This window comes from Geopseudomonas aromaticivorans (genome assembly GCF_019097855.1).
Classification (GTDB): Bacteria; Pseudomonadota; Gammaproteobacteria; order Pseudomonadales; family Pseudomonadaceae; genus Geopseudomonas; species Geopseudomonas aromaticivorans.
The window spans coordinates 136,915-155,619 of record NZ_JAHRGL010000062.1 but is presented as its reverse complement, the minus strand read 5'-3'; the positions used below and the strand labels follow the sequence as shown (position 1 = coordinate 155,619).

The window sequence follows — 18,705 nt, the reverse complement described above, 5'->3', positions numbered from 1 at the left end:
TGACTAGACGTTGCCGGCGTGCTCGACGAGGAACTCGAGCAGCGCCTTCTGCGCGTGCAGGCGATTCTCTGCCTGGTCCCAGGCGACCGAGCGCGGGTCGTCGAGCAGGTCGAGGCTGATTTCCTCGCCACGGTGGGCGGGCAGGCAGTGCATGAACAGCACGTCGCTGCTGGCCAGGTCGAGCAGTTCGCGGCTGACCTGGTAGGGGGCGAAGAGCTTCATGCGCGCGGCGAGCTCTTCCTCCTGGCCCATCGAGGCCCACACGTCGGTGCTCACCAAATGCGCGCCGGCTACCGCCTCGCGCGGGTCGCGCACCAGCGTGACGCGGCCCTGGGCCTGCTCGATGAACTCGGGCTTGGGGTCGAAGCCTGCCGGGCAGGCGACCCTGAGCTGGAAGTCGTACTGCACGGCGGCTTGGGCGTAGGTGTTGCACATGTTGTTGCCGTCGCCGATCCAGGCCACGGTCTTGCCCTGGATCGAGCCGCGGTGTTCGTGGAAGGTCTGCATGTCGGCCAGCAGCTGGCAGGGGTGCAGGTCATCGGAGAGGCCGTTGATCACCGGCACCTGCGAGTGGGCGGCGAAGTCGAGGACGTTCTGGTGGGCGAAGGTACGGATCATGATCGCGTCGAGCATGCTCGACATGACGATGGCGGAGTCGCTGATCGGCTCGCCGCGGCCGAGCTGGGTGTCGCGCGGTGACAGGAAGATGGCCTGGCCGCCGAGCTGGATCATGCCGGCTTCGAACGATACCCGGGTGCGGGTCGAGGCCTTCTCGAAGATCATCCCCAGCACGCGGTTCTTCAGCGGCTCGTAGAGCACGCGGCGCTTGCGCAGGTCTTTCAGCTCGATGCCACGGTGGATCAGGCTGGCCAGCTCCAGGGGCGTGCAATCCATCAACGAGAGAAAGTGCCGAACGCTCATTATTCACTACCTGTAGGACAGGCCGCAGAAATGACCGGCTTTGGGCGTGAGCGGGCGAGAACTGCGGCGGGACCGCACTGTGCGGTGTTCAACGAAAAAAGAAGCCGATCTTATAAGGAAATAACGTGACTGCGCAAACCGCCGGTTTTTGGCCGGATGGCGTGAAGTGCACAGTCCCGCGGCGGGGGATGCAAGGCCGAGCGTCGTGCTCGGCTTTCCGTTACAATCGCTCAATTTCACCGGTCATGTGCCGGAACCTTCAGCCGAGGTAGACCATGGACATCATCGAGACCATTAAAGAACAAATCGCCAGCAACCCCGTTCTGTTGTACATGAAGGGTTCGCCCAACGCTCCGCAGTGCGGTTTCTCTGCGCGCGCTTCGCAGGCGGTGATGGCTTGCGGCGAGAAGTTCGCCTATGTCGACATCCTGCAGCACCCGGAAATCCGTGCCAGCCTGCCGCAATATGCCAACTGGCCGACCTTCCCGCAGCTGTGGGTCGACGGCGAGCTGGTCGGCGGCAGCGACATCATTCTCGAGATGCACGAGAAGGGCGAACTGCAGCCGCTGATCAAGGCGGCCGTGCACAAGGGCGAGTGACCGACCCCACGCCGCGTTGAGTTGAAAAGCCCCTGCCCAGGGGCTTTTTCGTTTCCGCTCAGTCGTGCATCTGCGACTGCAGGTAGTTCTCCAGACCTACCTTGCCGATCAGGTCGAGCTGGGTTTCCAGCCAGTCGATGTGCTCTTCCTCGGAGTCGAGGATTTCTTCCAGCAGGTCGCGGGTGCCGTAGTCGGCGATGCTCTCGCAGTAGGCGATGGCTTCCTTGAGGTCGGGAACGGCCTTCTGCTCGATCTTCAGGTCGCACTCGAGCATTTCCTTGGTGTTCTCGCCGATCAGCAGCTTGCCCAGATCCTGCAGGTTGGGCAGGCCTTCGAGAAACAGGATGCGCTTGATCAGTTTATCCGCATGCTTCATCTCGTCGATCGACTCGTCGTACTCGTGCTTGCCGAGCCGCTTCAGCCCCCAGTCCTCATACATCCGCGCGTGCAGGAAGTACTGGTTGATCGCTACCAGTTCGTTGCCGAGGATGGTGTTCAGGTGCTGGATGACTTTCTTGTCGCCTTTCATGCCGTAGCCCGCCTCGCCGGTGATGGATAGGCAAAGAGTCTTGGTCGGGTACGGGGGGCTGTCAAATGCAGGTGGCTGCAATCTTGGCGCGCTCCGCGAAACGGAGCGCCAGGGTGCCGGGGGCTGGACTTAGGCGGCGGCGAAGGTCGCCGGGTGGGCGAGGGCGGTCTGGGCCTGGTGCACGTCGTGGATGGTGTGGCGGACTAGCTTCTTGGCTTCGCAGGCGCACTTGCCGCACTGGGTGCCGACACCAGTGTTTTCGCGGACCTGGCGATAGCTGCAGCAACCCTCGTAGATGGCATCGCGAATCTGATGGTCGGTGACACCCAGGCAAAGACAGACGTACATGGATCTACCCGCAGACAGTTGGCTGATGGGATTGATCCTATTTTTAATGAGAAATATTGTCAAACGCGAGCGATGGCCATTTGTCGGCTGCCGATGCCGTCTGCCGTCGCGCGCAGATATGAAAAACCCGGCCGGAGCCGGGTTCTTCGAGGGCGGCGCTGACGCGCGGGATCACTCGTCGAAGTCGATCCAGCCGCCCATTTCCTTCCAGCGGTTGACGATGCCGCAGAACAGCTCGGCGGTCTTCTCGGTGTCGTAGCGGGCGTTGTGCGCCTCGCGGTTGTCGAAGGGGATTTCCGCCGCCTGGCAGGCCTTGGCCAGCACGGTCTGGCCGTAGGCGAGGCCGGCGAGGGTGGCGGTGTCGAAGCTGGAGAACGGGTGGAACGGGTTGCGCTTGATGCCGGTGCGGTTGACCGCGGCATTCAGGAAGCCGAGGTCGAAGCTCGAGTTGTGGCCGACCAGCACGGCGCGCTTGCAGCCACTGGATTTCAGCGACTTGCGCACGCTCTTGAAGATCTCGCCGAGCGCCTGTTCCTCGCTCACCGCCATGCGCAGCGGATGGCCGAGCTTGATGCCGGTGAAGTCCAGCGCCGCCTGTTCGATGTTGGCGCCCTCGAACGGCTCGATGCGGAAGAACGAGGTGTGCTCGGGGTAGAGCAGGCCGTCGTCGTCCATGGCGATGGTGGTCGCGGCGATCTCCAGCAGGGCGTCGGTGGCGCAGTTGAAGCCACCGGTCTCGACGTCCACCACCACCGGCAGGAAGCCGCGGAAGCGCCGCGCCATCGGCGGCTTGAAGCCGCTGCTGCTGGGCTCCTGTTCGTAGTCTTCGTAATCGATCTGCTCGCTCATGCTTCGTTCTCCAGCACTCGCCAGTGCAGTTTCTCGCCGGCGCGCAGCGGCACCAGCTGGTGGTCGCCGAAGTGCAGCTCGGTCGGCGCCACCCAGTCCTCGCGGACCAGGGTGATGGTGTCGCCGTTGCGCGGCAGGCCGTAGAAGTCCGGGCCGAAGCAGCTGGCGAAGCCTTCCAGCTTGTCCAGCGCGCCGCGGCGGTCGAAGGCCTCGGCGTACAGCTCGATGGCGGCGTAGGCGGTGTAGCAGCCGGCGCAGCCGCAGGCGGCTTCCTTGGCGTGCCTGGCGTGCGGCGCCGAGTCGGTGCCGAGGAAGAACTTCGGGTTGCCGCTGGTGGCGGCATCCAGCAGGGCCTGCTGGTGGGTGTTGCGCTTGAGGATCGGCAGGCAATAGAAGTGCGGACGGATGCCGCCGACCAGCATGTGGTTGCGGTTGTACAGCAGGTGGTGGGCGGTGATGGTGGCGGCGACGTTGGCCGGCGCCTCCAGCACGAACTGCGCGGCATCGCCGGTGGTGATGTGCTCGAACACCACCTTGAGCGTCGGGAAGCGCTCGACCACGCGGCGCAGGTTCTCGTCGATGAAGCGCTTCTCGCGGTCGAACACGTCGATGTCGGCGTGGGTCACCTCGCCGTGCACCAGCAGCGGCAGGCCGACCTCGGCCATCGCCTCGAGCACCGGGAAGATGTTGTCGACGCTGGTGACGCCCGAGTCCGAGTTGGTGGTGGCTCCGGCCGGGTACAGCTTGGCGGCATGCACCAGACCGCCGGCCTTGGCTGCGCGAATCTCCTCGGGGCTGGTCTTGTCGGTGAGGTAGAGCACCATCAGCGGCTCGAAGCGGCTGCCGGCCGGGCGGGCTTTGATGATGCGTTCGCGGTAGGCCGCGGCCTGTTCGGCGTTGCGTACCGGCGGCACCAGATTGGGCATGATGATGGCGCGGCCGAAGGTGCGCGCGGCATCGGGCACGGTGTGCGCCAGGGCGGCGCCGTCGCGCAGGTGGATGTGCCAGTCGTCGGGACGCAGCAGGGTCAGGCGGTCGGACATGCGGGGGAATTCCAGGCGGGGTGACTCGTGGGGCGTGATGCTACCGAAAAGCCGTCGGACGGTCACGCTGCGGCGCCGTTCTGCCGCCGTGCGGGGCGCCGCGCCCCTGTAATTTCGTGGTTTGCACGGCTAGAATGATCGTTTTCGTAGCAACCCCCCGTGGAGTAACGAATGGCGGACGTAAAAAAGGTAGTTCTGGCCTATTCCGGCGGCCTGGATACCTCGGTGATCCTCAAGTGGCTGCAGGATACCTACAACTGCGAAGTGGTGACCTTCACCGCTGACCTGGGTCAGGGCGAGGAAGTCGAGCCGGCGCGTGCCAAGGCACAGGCGATGGGCGTCAAGGAAATCTACATCGACGACCTGCGCGAAGAATTCGTCCGCGACTTCGTGTTCCCGATGTTCCGCGCCAACACCGTGTACGAAGGCGAGTACCTGCTGGGTACCTCCATCGCTCGTCCGCTGATCGCCAAGCGCCTGATCGAGATCGCCAACGAGACCGGCGCCGACGCCATCTCCCACGGCGCCACCGGCAAGGGCAACGACCAGGTACGTTTCGAGCTGGGCGCCTACGCGCTGAAGCCGGGCGTCAAGGTGATCGCCCCCTGGCGCGAGTGGGACCTGCTGTCGCGCGAGAAGCTGATGGACTACGCCGCCAAGCACGAGATCCCGATCGAGCGCCACGGCAAGAAGAAGTCGCCGTACTCCATGGACGCCAACCTGCTGCACATCTCCTATGAGGGCGGCGTGCTGGAAGATACCTGGACCGAGCACGAAGAAGACATGTGGCGCTGGACCAAGTCCCCGGAAGCCGCGCCGAACGTGCCGACCTACCTCGAGCTGACCTACCGCAACGGAGACATCGTCGCCATCGACGGCGTCGAGATGACCCCGGCGACCGTGCTGGCCACCCTGAACAAGATCGGCGGCGAGAACGGCATCGGCCGTCTGGACATCGTCGAAAACCGCTACGTCGGCATGAAGTCGCGCGGCTGCTACGAGACCCCCGGCGGCACCATCATGCTGCGCGCCCACCGCGCCATCGAGTCGATCACCCTCGACCGCGAAGTGGCCCACCTGAAAGACGAGCTGATGCCGAAATACGCCAGCCTGATCTACAACGGCTACTGGTGGAGCCCGGAGCGTCTGATGCTGCAGCAGATGATCGACGCCTCCCAGGCCAACGTGAACGGCGTAGTGCGCCTGAAGCTGTACAAGGGCAACGTCATCGTCACCGGCCGCAAGTCCGACGACTCGCTGTTCGACGCCAACATCGCCACCTTCGAGGACGATGCCGGCGCCTACAACCAGGCCGACGCCGGTGGCTTCATCAAGCTCAACGCGCTGCGCATGCGCATCGCCGCGGGCAAGGGCCGCAGCCCGCTCTGATAAGCTGGTTGCACCGAGCCTGACCATGACCCCGGCCGCGTGCCGGGGTCATGCTTTCTGCACCCTGAAAAGCCAAGGAGATCCCAGATGAGACTGCTGCACACCATGCTGCGCGTCGGCGATATGGACAAGTCGATCGCCTTCTACACCGAAGTGCTGGGCATGACCCTGCTGCGCCGCAAGGACTACCCGGACGGCCAGTTCACCCTGGCCTTCGTCGGTTACGGTAACGAGGCGGACAACAGCGTGATCGAGCTGACCTACAACTGGGGCGTGGACAGCTACGAGCTGGGCACCGGCTACGGCCACATCGCTCTGGAAGTCGAGGATGTCTACAAGGCTTGCGAGGACATCCGCGCCCGCGGCGGCAAGATCACCCGCGAGCCGGGGCCGATGAAGCACGGCTCCAGCATCCTCGCCTTCGTCGAGGACCCTGACGGTTACAAGATCGAGCTGCTGTCGCCGCATCGCAAGGACTGATCGGCCCGCAACGCCAGAAGCCCCGCCAGATGTGCGGGGCTTCGTCGTTTCGGGCTGTCCGCCTCGCGAGGCGGCGGCGGACGCCGTACCGAAGATCAGTTGCCGCGATAGGTCGAGTAGCCGTAGGGGCTGAGCAGCAGCGGGATGTGGTAGTGCGGCACGCTGCCGTCGGCGCTGAAGATCACCGGCACTTCGGGGAAGAAGGTGTTGGAGGCGTGCTTGGCGAACCACTCGCCGGTCTTGAAGGTTACCCGGTAGGTGCCTTTCTCCAGCGCCTGGCCTTCCGGGAACAGCGCGGTGATGCGGCCCTGCTGGTTGGTGACGGCGCTGTTGAGTGCCTGCCACTGCTGGCCTGCCTGCTTCTCCAGGGTGACGGTCACGTCCGGCGAGGGCAGGCCGCTCTCCAGGTTCAGCACATGCACGCTGAGCGGGTTGCCAGCCGCCAGGGCCACGGACGACAGGCCGCTGAGCAGCGCGCCGGCAAAGAGGGTCTTGAGCGTGTTCATGGGTTCTCCTGATTCAGTGGGCTTGCGGTAGAAGCTGGGCGATGGCCTTGAGGGCGCAGCCTTCGTCGATGGCCGCGCCGCCGGCGCCGGCCACGCCGATGGCGCCGATCACCTCGTCGTCGACCTGCAGCGGCACGCCGCCGCCGAGCAGCAGCAGTTCGTCGAGGGTGTTGAGGTTTTCCGCCTCCGGGTTGCTGCGCGCCCGCTCGGCCAACAGGCGGGTGGCGGTCTTGGTCGACAGCGCGGTGTAGGCCTTGCGCTGGGCGGCGAGGGTGTTGTGCGGGCCGACGTTGTCGTCGCGCTGTAGCGCCACCAGGTTGCCGCCGCGGTCGACCACCGCGGCCACCGCCGAGCGGCCGTCGGCATGGCAGGCGGCGAGGGTGGCGTCGAGCAGCTGCTTGGCCAGTGCCAGCGAAACATCCTGGCGCTGCTCGACCTGGGCCGGGGCGGCGAAGGCGTTGGCGGCGCACAAGGCCAGGGCAGGCAGCGACAGCCGGGCGGTACGAATGGACATGGGCTTCTCCTTCAAGGGCTCCGGGGAGCGAGTGGCGGCCATGGTGCCTGCGCCCGGCCGTCAAACCGATTGCCGGCGGATTACCAATTTGTAATGGGAGAAAGCCCGGGATCGGCCTAGCCTATGCGGGACTTTGGGGGAGGCCGCGATGCGCATTCTGGTGGTGGAAGACGAGCTGAAGACCGCGGATTACCTGCGCAAGGGGCTCGGCGAGTCCGGCTATCTGGTGGAGGTCGCGCTGAACGGCCTGGACGGGCTGCACCTGATCCAGGAAGGCGAGTTCGACCTGATCATCCTCGACGTCATGCTGCCGGGGCTGGATGGCTGGCAGCTGCTGCAGGTGATCCGCCGCAAATTGCAGACGCCGGTACTGTTCCTGACCGCTCGCGATGCCGTGGAGGATCGGGTCAAGGGCCTGGAGCTGGGCGCCGACGACTACCTGGTCAAGCCGTTCTCCTACGCCGAACTGCTGGCGCGGGTACGCACCCTGCTGCGCCGCGGCCCGCCGCGCGAGGTCGAGCGCTTCCAGGTGGCGGACCTGGAGCTGGACCTGCTGCGCCGCCGGGTGACCCGTGCGGGCGAGCGCATCAACCTGACCAACAAGGAGTTTGCCCTGCTGCATCTGCTGCTCAGCCGCGAGGGCGAGGTGCTGTCGCGCGCCTACATCGCCTCGCAGGTCTGGCAGATGAACTTCGACAGCGACACCAACGTGGTCGACGTGGCCATCCGCCGCCTGCGCGCCAAGATCGACGATCCCTATCCGCTCAAGCTGATCCACACCGTGCGTGGCATGGGCTACGTGCTGGAAGTGCAGCCGTGAGCCTGTGGCCGCGCGCGCTGAGCCTGCGCCTGGCGCTGCTGTTCGCTCTGGTCGGCGTGCTGTTGCTCGGCGCCATCGGTTTCTACCTGTACCAGTCGCTGGAGCGGGAAATCGCCTGGCGCGACGACCAGGCCCTGCTCGGGCGCCTGGAGCGCATGCGCACGCTGCTCGACGACAGCGCGAGCATCGAGGCGCTGCGCCAGCGGCCGCAGCTGTACGCCAACATGCTAGGCAATCGCGACAGCCTGCTGTGGATCGTCGACGATCACGGCGAGGTGCTCATCGAGATCAACCCCGCCGGCCAGGCCGTGCCGCAACTGCCGCGCGGGCCGGCGGTGCAGCTGCGCGACGCCCTTGAAACCGAGCCGGCGCGGCTGGCCTGGCTGCACGTCGAGCACGAGGGCCGCGGCCTGACCCTGATCGCCGGCAAGCTGCTCGCCGAGCGCGAGCAGATGCTCGCCGCCTACCGGTTGAAGCTGTGGCTGGCGCTGGCCGCCGGGGCGCTGCTGGCCTTCCTGCTCGGCTGGCTGGTCAGTCAGCGCGGCCTGCGGCCAGTGCGCGAGCTGGCGTCGCGGGCGCAGGCCATCGACGTGCAGCACCTGCACCTGCGTCTCGACGAGGTCCAGCAGGTCAGCGAGCTGCGCAGCCTGAGCGCGGCGCTGAACCAGATGCTCGCCCGCCTGGAGGATGGCTTCGCCCAGCTGTCGCGCTTTTCCGAGGATCTCGCCCACGAGATGCGCACGCCGCTGAGCAACCTGATGGGCCACACCCAGCAGACCCTGCGCCACCCCCGCTCGGTGGAGGACTACCAGAACCTGCTGGCTTCCAACCAGGAGGAATACGAGCGGCTGGCGCGGATGATCGACAGCATGTTGTTCCTCGCCCGCACCGAGCAGCCGCAGGCCTCGGTGAAGCGCGAGACGGTGGACCTGCACGGGCTGGTCGAGCAGCTCTGCGAGTACTTCGAGGGTATGGCCGAGGAGCGCGAGCTGCAGCTGGTCAACCGCGCCGAGGGCATCCTGCAGGCCGACCAGGGTCTGCTGCGCCGCGCCCTGGCCAACCTGCTGGCTAACGCCCTGCGCCATGCCGCGCCGGGCAGCCCCGTGAGTATTGCCAGCCAGCTGCGCGACGGGCGGCTCGAAGTCGGCGTGCACAACCTGGGCGAGCCGATCGGCGCCGAGCACCTGCCGCACCTGTTCGAGCGCTTCTACCGCTGCGATCCCTCGCGCGCCCTGCCTGGCGACACCGGTGGCCTCGGCCTGGCCATCGTGCGTTCGATCATGCAGCTGCATGGCGGCAGCGTGCGGGTCGAAAGCGGCGAGCAGGGCACCCGCTTTATTCTGATTTTTTCCGCTCGCTGAACGGCTGCAGCATAAACAGTAATTGTACAAGTATTTATTTATCGTATAGGTTTTTGGGGTGACCTTACGGCTCGCCCTGCCGTGGCAAGGCGACGAGGAGCCTGCGATGAATGATTCCACGTCCCGCCAGGGGACCAGCAAAGCCTGGCTGGTTCTGCTCTGCCTGCTCAGTACCGGCGCCCTGGCCAACTGGCAAGAGAGCCTGCCCGAGGCCCGGGTGGTCGGTGCCGGTGAGCTGCGGTTGTTCGGCCTGCGCATCTACAGCGCACGGCTGTGGAGCCCCGCGCAGCCCCTGGGCGTCGATAGCCCCATCGCCCTGGAACTGACCTACCACCGTGCGATCAGCCGCGAGCAGCTGGTCGACGCCAGCGTCAGGGAGATCCGCCGCCTGTATGGTGACGCGGTGGGTGCGGCGCAACTGGCCGGTTGGCGGGAGCAGATGCTGCGGGCGTTCGTCGACGTCGAACCCGGTTCGCGGATCACCGGCGTGTACCTGCCGGGGCAAGGCGCGCGCTTCTATGTCGGTCGCGAGCTCAAGCACGAGGTGCGCGACCAGGACTTCGCCCGTGCCTTCTTCGCCATCTGGCTCGACCCGCGCACCCGCAATCCGGAGCTGCGCGCGCAACTGCTGGGCGTCGACGCCCGCTGAGGAAATCGCCATGCTGAAGCAACTCCTGCTGCCGCTGTGCCTGCTGCTCGCCAGTTGCGGGCAGATCGAGGTGGAGCACTATCGCGACCAGCAGCCGCAACTCGACCTGCGCCAATACTTCAACGGCCGGGTGGATGCCTGGGGCATGTTCCAGAAACGCTCGGGGGAGGTGATCAAGCGCTTCCATGTGGTGATCAACGGTTATCCGCAGGGCGACAAGCTGATCCTCGACGAGGACTTCACCTACAGCGACGGCAGTCAGCAGAAGCGGGTGTGGACCCTGCATCCCGACGGCCCCGGTCGCTGGCGCGGCACCGCCGACGACGTGGTCGGCGAAGCGCGTGGCGAGGTGGCCGGCAATGCGCTGCGCTGGCGTTACGTGCTGAGCCTGCCGGTGGACGGCAAGGTCTATCAGGTCGACTTCGACGACTGGATGTACCTGCTCGACGAGCGCACCCTGGCCAACCGCTCGTTCATGACCAAGTTCGGCTTCGAGCTGGGCCAGGTGACCCTGTTCTTCCGCAAGGAAGCGCCATGATGGACTCCTTCCCCGACGGCTTTCGCGCCCTGGTGATCGGGGCTTCCGGCGCCATCGGCGGCGCGCTGGTCGCGGCGCTGCAGGGCGATCCGCGTTGTGCGTTGGTGGTGGGCCTGGACCGCCATTCGCAGCCGGCCATCGATTTCGCCGCTGAGCAGAGCATCGCGGCAGCGGCCGAGACGCTGGCGGTTCAGGGACCGTTCCACCTGATCGTCAATGCCGCCGGCATCCTGCATGGCGAGGCGTTCATGCCGGAGAAGAAGCTGGCCGATCTCAACTACGCCCAGCTGCTGGCGACCTTCCAGGTCAACACCTTCGGCCCGGCGCTGGTGCTGCGCCATTTCAGTCGTCTGCTTGATCGCCGGCGCAGCGTGCTGGCGCTGCTCTCGGCCAAGGTCGGCAGCATCGAGGACAACCGCCTGGGCGGCTGGTACAGCTACCGGGCGTCGAAGGCGGCGCTGAACATGCTGCTGAAGACCGCGGCGATCGAGGTGCGCCGCAGCAATCCCAACGCCGTGCTGCTGGCCCTGCATCCGGGGACGGTGAACTCGCGGCTGTCGCAGCCGTTTCGCGGTGCCGAGATCGGTCGCGCGCCGGCGGTGGCGGCACAGCAGATGCTGGCGGTGATCGACGACCTGGGACCGGAGGCCAGCGGGCAGTTCCATGCCTGGAGCGGCGAGCGGCTGCCCTGGTAAGCGTCCGGACGCAGGGCGCACCGGGCCGGGCGGGGCAAGAGGGGAGGGAATGGCGGCAAAACAACGAGCCCCGCTGAAGGATTGCGGGGCTTGTTCATTGCGGCGGGGGATTACAGGTCGAAGTCGTATTCGGCCAGCTGCTTCTTCAGGCGCTTTTCTTCCAGCAGGTTGTCGATCACCCGGCGCTTGGCCAGGTTGGTCTTGCTGGTCGGGGCATCCTTGGCTTCGGCGTCTTCCGGTTCGGCGTCGACGACGAAGTCTTCTTCCAGCTCGAGGTCAGTCTTAGCTTGTGCCATGGCATGCTGCTCCACTAGAACAGAGGGCGTTTCGCGCACCTTATAGCGGCAAAGCTGGGGTGGGTAAAAGAGATTTTTTCTATCGGTTGATAGGAATTATTTTTATTGGCTCAATCGTCGGAAGTCTTGTGCTTGTACTCGCACAGATCCTCGATCCGGCAGCTGCCGCACTGCGGCTTGCGCGCCTTGCACACGTAGCGGCCGTGCAGGATCAGCCAGTGGTGAGCGTCGAGCAGATACTCCTTCGGCACGAACTTGAGCAGCTTCTTTTCCACTTCCAGCACGGTCTTGCCCGGCGCGATGCCAGTGCGGTTGCTGACCCGGAAGATGTGGGTATCCACCGCCATGGCCGGCTGGCGGAAAGCGGTGTTGAGCACCACGTTGGCAGTCTTGCGGCCGACGCCAGGCAGGGCTTCCAGCTCCTCGCGGGTACTCGGCACCTCGCCGGCATGGCGCTCGACCAGCAGGCGGCAGGTCTCGATGACGTTCTTCGCCTTGCTGCGGTACAAGCCGATGGTCTTGATGTACTCCTCGAGGCCCTCGACGCCCAGCGCATGGATGGCGGCGGGGGTGTTGGCCGCGGGGAACAGCCTGGCAGTGGCCTTGTTCACCCCGACGTCGGTGGCCTGGGCGGAGAGGATCACCGCCACCAGCAGCTCGAACACGCTCTGGTATTCCAGCTCGGTGGTCGGCTCGGGATTGTCTTCCTTCAGGCGGCGGAAGATTTCCGCGCGCTTGGCTGCATTCATTCCACTACCCCGGTGACGCGCACGCGGCGGCTCGCTGCCGGCTCAGGGGCCGGCTGTAGGGCCTTGGCGCGCGCTTCGGCACGTGCATCGAGGATATTCTTGCCGGCGATCAACAGGCCCAGCACCAGGAAGGCGCCCGGCGGCAGGATCGCCAGCAGGAAGCCCTGGTAGTCGCTGAACACGGTGATCTGCCAGCCGGCGGCGACAGGGCCGAACAGCAGCTGCATGTTGGCGAACAGCACGCCGGTGCCGAGCAGCTCGCGCACCGCGCCGAGCGCCAGCAGCACCAGGGCGAAGCCCAGACCCATCATCAGGCCGTCGAACGCCGAGCGGGCGATGCCGTGCTTGGCCGCGAAGCCGTCGGCGCGGCCGAGGATCACGCAGTTGGTGGTGATCAGCGGGATGAAGATGCCGAGGATCTGGTACAGCTCGTAGGTGAACGCCTGCATCAGCAGCTCGATGCAGGTGGTCAGCGCGGCGATGATCATCACGAAGGCCGGCAGGCGCACGGCGGTCTGGGTTACCCCGCGAATCATCGACACCGCGGCGTTGGAGCAGGTCAGCACCAGCGCGGTGGCCAGGCCGAGGCCGAGGGCGTTGACCGTCGAGTTGCTGGTGCCGAGCAGCGGACACAGGCCGAGCAGCTGGACCAGGCCGGGGTTGTTCTTCCACAGGCCGTTGACGGCGATCTCGCGATAGCTCTGGCTCATTGTGCGCGCTCCTCGGGTTGCGCCGCAGCGGCCGGCGGGGTGGCGGCCTGGGCGAACAGCTCGGCCTGGTGGCCATCGAAATACTGCAGGGCGTGGTGCACGGCCTTGACCACAGCGCGCGGGGTGATGGTGGCGCCGGCGAACTGGTCGAAGACGCCCTGGTCCTTCTTCACGCCCCAGCCGCCTTCCTCCGGATCGCTCAGCGACTTGCCGTCGAAACCGAGCACCCAGCGGGTCTTGGCCAGTTCGATCTTGTCGCCGAGGCCCGGGGTTTCCTTGTGGGCGAGTACGCGCACGCCGGCCAGGCGGCCATCGGCGTGGATGCCGATCAGCAGGCGGATGCTGCCGCTGTAGCCGTCCGGGGCGATGGCCTGGAGGATGACGGCGCTGGGCTGGCCACCCTTCAGCGCCAGGTAGGCCGGCAACGGCTTGGCGCTGCCGAGCAGCGGGTCGCTGAGCTGCAGGCTGTTGTCCAGCAGGTGGTTGTCGTAGCTGTCCGCCGGCAGGATCTCGGCCAGCGCGCGCACCTGGGCCTCGCGCTCGGCGGCCTGGATGCGCGTGGCGGTGCCCTGCTGGGTGATGGCCACCACGCCGACGGTGGCGACGGCGAACAGGCCGAGGATCAGGGCGTTTCTCAGCATCGAGCGCGGCATTTCCGGCAGCATGGCCTCAGTCCCCCAGCTTGAAGCCGCGTTCCGGCTGACGATGGCCGTAGGTGCGCGGACGGGTGTAGTAGTCGATGGTTGGGGCGGTCAGGTTCATCAGCAGCACGGCGAAGGCCACGCCGTCCGGGTAGCCGCCCCAGGCGCGGATGATGTAGGCCAGCACGCCGACGCCGGCGCCGAAGATCAGCCGGCCGCGCACGCTGGTGGCGCCGGACACCGGGTCGGTGACGATGAAGAAGGCGCCGAACATGCTCGCGCCGGTGAGCAGGTGGAACAGCGGCGAGCCGTTGGAGTCGGAGCCGGCGCCGTTCCAGAACACCAGGCTCATCAGCGCCATGGCGGCGAGCATGCCCACCGGCGCATGCCAGGTGAACACGCGCTTGTAGAGGAGGAACAGGCCGCCGGCGAGGAAGGCCAGGTTGACCGCCTCGCTGCCGTAGCCGCCCAGGCTGCCGAAGGCCGGATTGCCGGCCCACAGCTCGGCGATGGTCAGGCTCTTGTTGGTCTTCAGGGCGTCCAGTGCCGTGGCCTGTGTCCAGGCGTCCGGCAGGTCGGCGGTGAAGCCAAGGATGCGCTGCAGGCCCTCGAGCAGACCGAGGGTCGGGCTGACCGCCTCGAAGCCGCGCGGCGCCGGCCAGCTGGTCATTTCCACCGGGAAGGAAATCAGCGCCACCACGTAGCCGAGCATCGCCGGGTTGAACGGGTTCTGGCCGAGGCCGCCGAACAGCTGCTTGCCGAACACGATGGCGAAGCCGGTGGCGACCAGAGTCAGCCACCAGGGCGAGTAGGGTGGCAGCGCCAGAGCAAGCAGCACGGCGGTGAGCACCGCGCTGTAGTCGCGCAGGAAGAAGCCGACCGGGCGCTGGCGGAGGCGCAGCACAGCTGCCTCGCAGCCGAGGGCGACGACGGTCGCCCAGCACAGGTTGATCAGGGTGCCGAAACCGTACAACCAGGTCAGCACCAGCACGCCGGGCAGGGTCGCCAGCAGCACCAGCTGCATGACCTTCTGGGTGCGGTTGCTGCCCGTGGCGTGGGGCGAGGTGATGCGGGGCAGGGCCATTGGTGCTCCGTTGTGTGCGTGCATGGGGTGGAAGGTTTCCTCCACCCGCCGGTGGTGACCGGCGATGATCTTGGGGGTCGTCGGGTGGGTCAGGCCTAAGGCCGTAACCCACCACCCGGCTACAAGGCCGGCCAGCGTGTGCCGGCTGTCGCCGGCATCGGTGGGTTACGCCGCAAGCGGCTAACCCACCCAACGTTCATTGCTGCTCCGCCAGCTTGCCCTCGGCTTCGGCCAGCCGCGTGCGTGCGGCTTCCAGCGCTGCCGGATCGGCCGCCTCGTCGCGCTCCAGCTTGCGCAGGTCGGCGCGGGCGAAGGCCACTTCGGTCTTCAGCGCGCGGCTGGCCTCGTCGACCGGGCGCTTGTCGGTGCGCACCAGTTCCGGTGCCGGCTTGCCGGAGGCGTCCTCGGCGGCGTGCAGGGCCTGCTCGGCGCCCGCCAGGGCTTCGCGCAGACGGGTCAGCTCGGCCTCGTCGGCGCCGGCTTTCTCGGCTTTCTTCAGTTCGGCGCGCTTCATCGCCAGTTCGACCTTGGCCCTCTTCAAGGCCTCGTCGCCGGTCGGCTTGATGGCGGGAGCGGGGGCGCTGCTCTCGGCGGCGGCCAGGGCTTTTTCCGCCGCGCTCAGTTGTTCGCGCAGCTTGGCCAGTTCGGCCTGCTGGTCGGCGTCCGGTGCCTCGACCTTCTCCAGCTTGCGGATCTGCGCCTTGAGCATGGCGGCTTCGATCTTGGCCTTCTTCAGGGCCTCGTCGCCGGCCGGTTTGGCGACCGGGGTGGGGGCGGCGCTCTCGGTGGCAGCCAGGGCCTGTTCCGCTGCAGACAGCTGCTCGCGCAGCCTGGCCAGCTCGGCCTGCTGGGCCTCGTCCGGTGCCTCGAGCTTCTCCAGCTTGCGGATCTGCGCCTTGAGCATGGCGGCTTCGATCTTGGCCTTCTTCAGGGCCTCGTCGCCGGCCGGCTTGGCAGCCGGGGTCGGTGCGCTGGCCGGGGCGGCCGCCTGGGCATCGGCCAGCGCCTGCTGCGCGGCTTCCAGCGCGGCGCGCAGTTCGGCGACCTGGGTCTGCAGCTCGGCGGTGTCGTGCTGGGCCAGTTGCTTCTCGGCCTTCTTCAGCGCCACCTGGGCCATGCTGGCTTCGATTTTCAGGCGCTTGAGGTCCTCGTTGACCGCCGGCGCTGCGCTGGCGACTGGGGCTGCCGCCGCGGCTTCGGCCTGGGCGGCCTTGGCGCGGGCGGCCTTCTCGGCGCGGGCGCGGCGTTCCTCTTCCTTGCGCTCCTCTTCGCGGCGCAGGCGCTCCTGACGCAGCTCGAAGCGCTGCTTGGAGTGTTCGGCCTTCTGCTGCTTCTGCTCCAGCTCGCGGATCTCCGCCTTGGCCACCCGGTAGTACTGCACCAGCGGAATGCTCGACGGGCAGACGTAGGCGCAGGCGCCGCACTCGATGCAGTCGAACAGGTTGTGTGCCTTGAGTTGCTCGTGTTCGCTGCCGAGGGCGAAGAAGTGCAGCTGCTGCGGCAGCAGGCTGGCCGGGCAGGCCAGCGCGCACTCGCCGCAGCGGATGCACGGCATGGCCGGCGGTGGCGCTGGCAGCTCCTGGCGGGTCGGCGCCAGCAGGCAGTTGGTGGTCTTGATCAGCGGCACGTCCAGCGCCGGCAGGGTGAAGCCCATCATCGGCCCGCCCATGATCAGGCGATCCAGCTTGCCCTCGTCGAGGCCGGCGAAGGCCAGCAGCTCCTCGACCGGGGTGCCGATCAGCGCCTCGACGTTCATCGGCCGCGCCAGCGCTTCGCCGGTGAGGGTGGTGATCCGCGCGATCAGCGGCTGGCCGAGCACCACTGCGTCGTGCACGGCCACCGCGGTGCCGACGTTCTGGCAGAGGATGCCAATGTCCGCCGGCAGGCCACCGGAGGGCACTTCGCGGCCGGTGAGGATCTGGATCAGCTGCTTCTCGCCGCCGGACGGGTACTTGGTGGGGAACACCCGCAGCTGATAGGCACGCGCGCCCAGCGCGGCGCGCACCGCAGCGATGGCTTCGGGCTTGTTGTCCTCGATGCCGATCAGCACCTCGTCCGGCTGGATCAGCTGGACCAGGATGTCGATGCCGCTGACCAGCTCGGCGGCCTTCTCGCGCATCAGCACATCGTCGGCGGTGATGTACGGCTCGCACTCGGTGCCGTTGATCACCAGGGTGTGGATCTTCTGCTGCGGCCGCGCGGTGAGCTTGACCGCGGTGGGGAAGCCGGCGCCGCCCAGGCCGTTGATCCCGGCGTCGCGGATCTTCGCCAGCAGCGCGGCCGGCTCGAGGGCGCGGAAGTCGGCGCAGGGCGCCAGCGCGCACCACTCATCCAGGCCGTCGGCCTCGATGACGATGGCCGGGGCGAGCATGCCGGAGGCGTGCGGGTAGGGCTGCGGGCCGATGAAGGTGATGGTGCCGGAGGTCGGGGCATGCAGGGCGACACTGACGAAACCGCTGGCGTCGGCGATCTTCTGACCCTTGAGAACCCGCTCGCCAACCGCCACGCAGGGCTCGGCGGGTGCGCCCATATGCTGCGACAGCGGCAGGACCAGGCGCTTGGGCAGCGGGGCGGGCTGGATCGGCGTGCGGTTGGACAGCGTCTTGCGCTCCGGCGGATGGATGCCGCCGGGGATGTCCCAGATCTTGGCTGCTGCAGTCATGCGGCCTGCTCCCGGTCGGTGGCGATCAATTGGCCGGGCGCCAGCGGGCGGTCCCACTTCCAGTTCTGTACGTTGCTGCCGATCTCGAGCATGTCGATGCAGTCCACCGGGCAGGGCTCGACACACAGGTCGCAGCCGGTGCACTCGTCGACGATCACCGTATGCATCTGCCGCGCGGCACCGACGATGGCGTCCACTGGGCAGGCCTGGATGCACTTGGTGCAACCGATGCATTCGGCCTCGCGGATGAAGGCGACCATGCGCGGCTTCTCGCCGCCGGCGGCATCCAGCGGCTCGGCGTCGACGTCGAGCAGGCCAGCCAGCGCCTGCACCGTGGCCTGGCCGCCGGGCGGGCACTTGTTGATCTTGTCACCGTTGGCGATCGCCTCGGCGTAGGGCTTGCAGCCCGGGTAGCCGCACTGGCCGCACTGGGTCTGCGGCAGCAGGGCATTGATCTGTTCGACGATGGGATCGCCCTCGACGCGGAAGCGCACCGCGGCATAGCCGAGGATGGCGCCGGCGAGCAGGCAGATCGCGGTCAGGGCGATGACCGCGGCAAGAACCAGGCTCATAGCTTGATCAATCCGGTGAAGCCCATGAACGCCAGCGACATCAGCCCGGCGGTGATCAGGCCGATGGCGGCGCCGCGGAACGGCACGGGCACGTCGGCGATGGCGATGCGCTCGCGCATGGCGGCGAACAGCACCAGCACCAGGGAGAAGCCCAGGCCGGCGGCGAAGCCGTTGGTGGTGGCGGTGATGAAGGTGAACTCGGTCTTGTTGGCGTTGAGCAGGGCCACGCCGAGGACGATGCAGTTGGTGGTGATCAGCGGCAGGAAGATGCCGAGCACGCGGTACAGCACCGGGCTGGTCTTGTTCACCACCATCTCGGTGAACTGCACCACCACGGCGATCACCAGGATGAAGGTGATGGTCTTGAGGAACTCGAGATCCAGCGGCTTGAGCACGTACTGCTGGACCAGGTAGCAGCTCATGGCCGCCAGGGTCAGCACGAAGGTGGTGGCCAGGGCGAGGCCGATGGCGGTCTCGATCTTCTTCGAAACCCCCATGAACGGGCACAGGCCGAGGAACTGCACCAACACGAAGTTGTTGACCAGAATGGCGCTGACCAGGATGAGGGCGAATTCGGTCATGGGCAGATGGGGCTCGCGCCGTCGATGGATAAGGGGAGCCTATTATCGTGGAGCCGGTTATAGCGTACAAGCAGAGCGGGTTTGGAGTGTTTAAGCTCTTTTTGGAATAAATACTGCGAATCTGGCTATTTGCGCGGATTGCCGTCCGGTGACAGCCGGCTGCGGCGCA

At 66.8% G+C, this 18,705-nt stretch carries 23 protein-coding genes; 8 read left to right on the top strand and 15 right to left on the bottom strand.

Annotated features, from left to right (window positions below; translation table 11 throughout):
• Positions 1-3: 3 nt before the first annotated feature.
• Positions 4-921: an ornithine carbamoyltransferase gene (argF, locus tag KRX52_RS18035; RefSeq protein WP_217683113.1), complete on the bottom strand. Its 918-nt coding sequence runs from the start codon at positions 919-921 to the stop codon at positions 4-6.
• 275 nt (positions 922-1,196) lie between these two features.
• On the opposite strand from argF, the gene grxD reads away from it, so the two are divergent.
• A complete protein-coding gene (gene grxD / locus KRX52_RS18030) occupies positions 1,197-1,520 on the top strand; it encodes a Grx4 family monothiol glutaredoxin (protein WP_217683112.1) in 324 nt (107 codons plus the stop codon).
• Positions 1,521-1,578: 58 nt separating this feature from the next.
• Here grxD and bfr read toward each other — a convergent pair whose 3' ends face one another.
• The 4 genes from bfr to pyrC all read right to left on the bottom strand — a co-directional run bounded on the left by bfr (position 1,579) and on the right by pyrC (position 4,289).
• Positions 1,579-2,049: a bacterioferritin gene (gene bfr, locus KRX52_RS18025; RefSeq protein ID WP_217683111.1), complete on the bottom strand. Its 471-nt coding sequence runs from the start codon at positions 2,047-2,049 to the stop codon at positions 1,579-1,581.
• Positions 2,050-2,178: 129 nt separating this feature from the next.
• The gene (locus KRX52_RS18020) at positions 2,179-2,397 is read right to left on the bottom strand and encodes a bacterioferritin-associated ferredoxin (protein WP_217683110.1); all 219 of its coding nucleotides are present in this window, start codon (positions 2,395-2,397) and stop codon (positions 2,179-2,181) included.
• A gap of 171 nt (positions 2,398-2,568) precedes the next feature.
• On the bottom strand, positions 2,569-3,246 hold the full coding sequence (gene rnt, locus KRX52_RS18015; protein WP_217683109.1) for a ribonuclease T: 678 nt from the start codon (positions 3,244-3,246) through the stop codon (positions 2,569-2,571).
• On the bottom strand, positions 3,243-4,289 hold the full coding sequence (gene pyrC / locus KRX52_RS18010) for a dihydroorotase (RefSeq protein ID WP_217683108.1): 1,047 nt from the start codon (positions 4,287-4,289) through the stop codon (positions 3,243-3,245). Before pyrC ends, rnt begins: the two co-directional genes overlap by 4 nt.
• A 171-nt stretch (positions 4,290-4,460) precedes the next feature.
• Here pyrC and KRX52_RS18005 point away from each other — a divergent pair, with 171 nt between their 5' ends.
• Together KRX52_RS18005 and gloA are read left to right on the top strand one after the other, a co-directional pair.
• Complete coding sequence (locus KRX52_RS18005) at positions 4,461-5,678, top strand: argininosuccinate synthase (RefSeq protein WP_217683107.1); 1,218 nt, start codon at positions 4,461-4,463, stop codon at positions 5,676-5,678.
• Positions 5,679-5,765: 87 nt separating this feature from the next.
• The gene (gene gloA, locus KRX52_RS18000; protein ID WP_217683106.1) at positions 5,766-6,158 is read left to right on the top strand and encodes a lactoylglutathione lyase; all 393 of its coding nucleotides are present in this window, start codon (positions 5,766-5,768) and stop codon (positions 6,156-6,158) included.
• Positions 6,159-6,253: 95 nt separating this feature from the next.
• Here the strand turns inward: gloA and uraH are convergent, their stop codons facing one another.
• Positions 6,254-6,664, bottom strand: coding sequence for a hydroxyisourate hydrolase (gene uraH / locus KRX52_RS17995; protein WP_217683105.1), 411 nt, complete (start codon positions 6,662-6,664; stop codon positions 6,254-6,256).
• A 13-nt stretch (positions 6,665-6,677) separates the two neighbouring features.
• Entirely contained in the window at positions 6,678-7,178 is a 501-nt protein-coding gene (locus KRX52_RS17990; RefSeq protein ID WP_217683104.1) for a GlcG/HbpS family heme-binding protein, read from the bottom strand.
• A gap of 148 nt (positions 7,179-7,326) precedes the next feature.
• On the opposite strand from KRX52_RS17990, the gene KRX52_RS17985 reads away from it, so the two are divergent.
• From KRX52_RS17985 to KRX52_RS17965, 5 genes are all read left to right on the top strand, one after another.
• The gene (locus KRX52_RS17985; RefSeq protein ID WP_217683103.1) at positions 7,327-7,998 is read left to right on the top strand and encodes a heavy metal response regulator transcription factor; all 672 of its coding nucleotides are present in this window, start codon (positions 7,327-7,329) and stop codon (positions 7,996-7,998) included.
• The gene (locus tag KRX52_RS17980) at positions 7,995-9,359 is read left to right on the top strand and encodes a heavy metal sensor histidine kinase (protein ID WP_217683102.1); all 1,365 of its coding nucleotides are present in this window, start codon (positions 7,995-7,997) and stop codon (positions 9,357-9,359) included. Before KRX52_RS17985 ends, KRX52_RS17980 begins: the two co-directional genes overlap by 4 nt.
• Before the next feature lie 106 nt (positions 9,360-9,465).
• Positions 9,466-10,008: a chalcone isomerase family protein gene (locus tag KRX52_RS17975; protein WP_217683101.1), complete on the top strand. Its 543-nt coding sequence runs from the start codon at positions 9,466-9,468 to the stop codon at positions 10,006-10,008.
• 10 nt (positions 10,009-10,018) lie between these two features.
• Positions 10,019-10,546: a DUF3833 domain-containing protein gene (locus KRX52_RS17970; protein WP_217683100.1), complete on the top strand. Its 528-nt coding sequence runs from the start codon at positions 10,019-10,021 to the stop codon at positions 10,544-10,546.
• On the top strand, positions 10,543-11,241 hold the full coding sequence (locus tag KRX52_RS17965) for an SDR family NAD(P)-dependent oxidoreductase (RefSeq protein ID WP_217683099.1): 699 nt from the start codon (positions 10,543-10,545) through the stop codon (positions 11,239-11,241). Before KRX52_RS17970 ends, KRX52_RS17965 begins: the two co-directional genes overlap by 4 nt.
• A gap of 110 nt (positions 11,242-11,351) precedes the next feature.
• Here KRX52_RS17965 and KRX52_RS17960 read toward each other — a convergent pair whose 3' ends face one another.
• The 8 genes from KRX52_RS17960 to rsxA form a co-directional block, all read right to left on the bottom strand.
• Positions 11,352-11,537: a PA3496 family putative envelope integrity protein gene (locus tag KRX52_RS17960; protein WP_217683098.1), complete on the bottom strand. Its 186-nt coding sequence runs from the start codon at positions 11,535-11,537 to the stop codon at positions 11,352-11,354.
• 110 nt (positions 11,538-11,647) lie between these two features.
• Positions 11,648-12,286, bottom strand: a complete 639-nt coding sequence (gene nth / locus KRX52_RS17955) for an endonuclease III (protein WP_217683097.1) — start codon at positions 12,284-12,286, stop codon at positions 11,648-11,650.
• Complete coding sequence (locus KRX52_RS17950) at positions 12,283-12,996, bottom strand: electron transport complex subunit E (protein WP_217683096.1); 714 nt, start codon at positions 12,994-12,996, stop codon at positions 12,283-12,285. Before KRX52_RS17950 ends, nth begins: the two co-directional genes overlap by 4 nt.
• The gene (gene rsxG, locus KRX52_RS17945; RefSeq protein WP_217683095.1) at positions 12,993-13,661 is read right to left on the bottom strand and encodes an electron transport complex subunit RsxG; all 669 of its coding nucleotides are present in this window, start codon (positions 13,659-13,661) and stop codon (positions 12,993-12,995) included. Before rsxG ends, KRX52_RS17950 begins: the two co-directional genes overlap by 4 nt.
• 4 nt (positions 13,662-13,665) lie before the next feature.
• Positions 13,666-14,721 (bottom strand): electron transport complex subunit RsxD, encoded by a 1,056-nt coding sequence (gene rsxD / locus KRX52_RS17940; RefSeq protein ID WP_217683094.1) that lies wholly within the window; start codon positions 14,719-14,721, stop codon positions 13,666-13,668.
• A gap of 196 nt (positions 14,722-14,917) precedes the next feature.
• A complete protein-coding gene (gene rsxC / locus KRX52_RS17935) occupies positions 14,918-17,383 on the bottom strand; it encodes an electron transport complex subunit RsxC (RefSeq protein ID WP_217683093.1) in 2,466 nt (821 codons plus the stop codon).
• Complete coding sequence (rsxB, locus tag KRX52_RS17930; RefSeq protein ID WP_217683092.1) at positions 17,380-17,955, bottom strand: electron transport complex subunit RsxB; 576 nt, start codon at positions 17,953-17,955, stop codon at positions 17,380-17,382. Before rsxB ends, rsxC begins: the two co-directional genes overlap by 4 nt.
• Positions 17,952-18,536, bottom strand: a complete 585-nt coding sequence (gene rsxA, locus KRX52_RS17925) for an electron transport complex subunit RsxA (protein ID WP_217683091.1) — start codon at positions 18,534-18,536, stop codon at positions 17,952-17,954. The genes rsxB and rsxA overlap by 4 nt, the downstream gene beginning before the upstream one ends.
• Between the last annotated feature and the right edge of the window lie 169 nt (positions 18,537-18,705).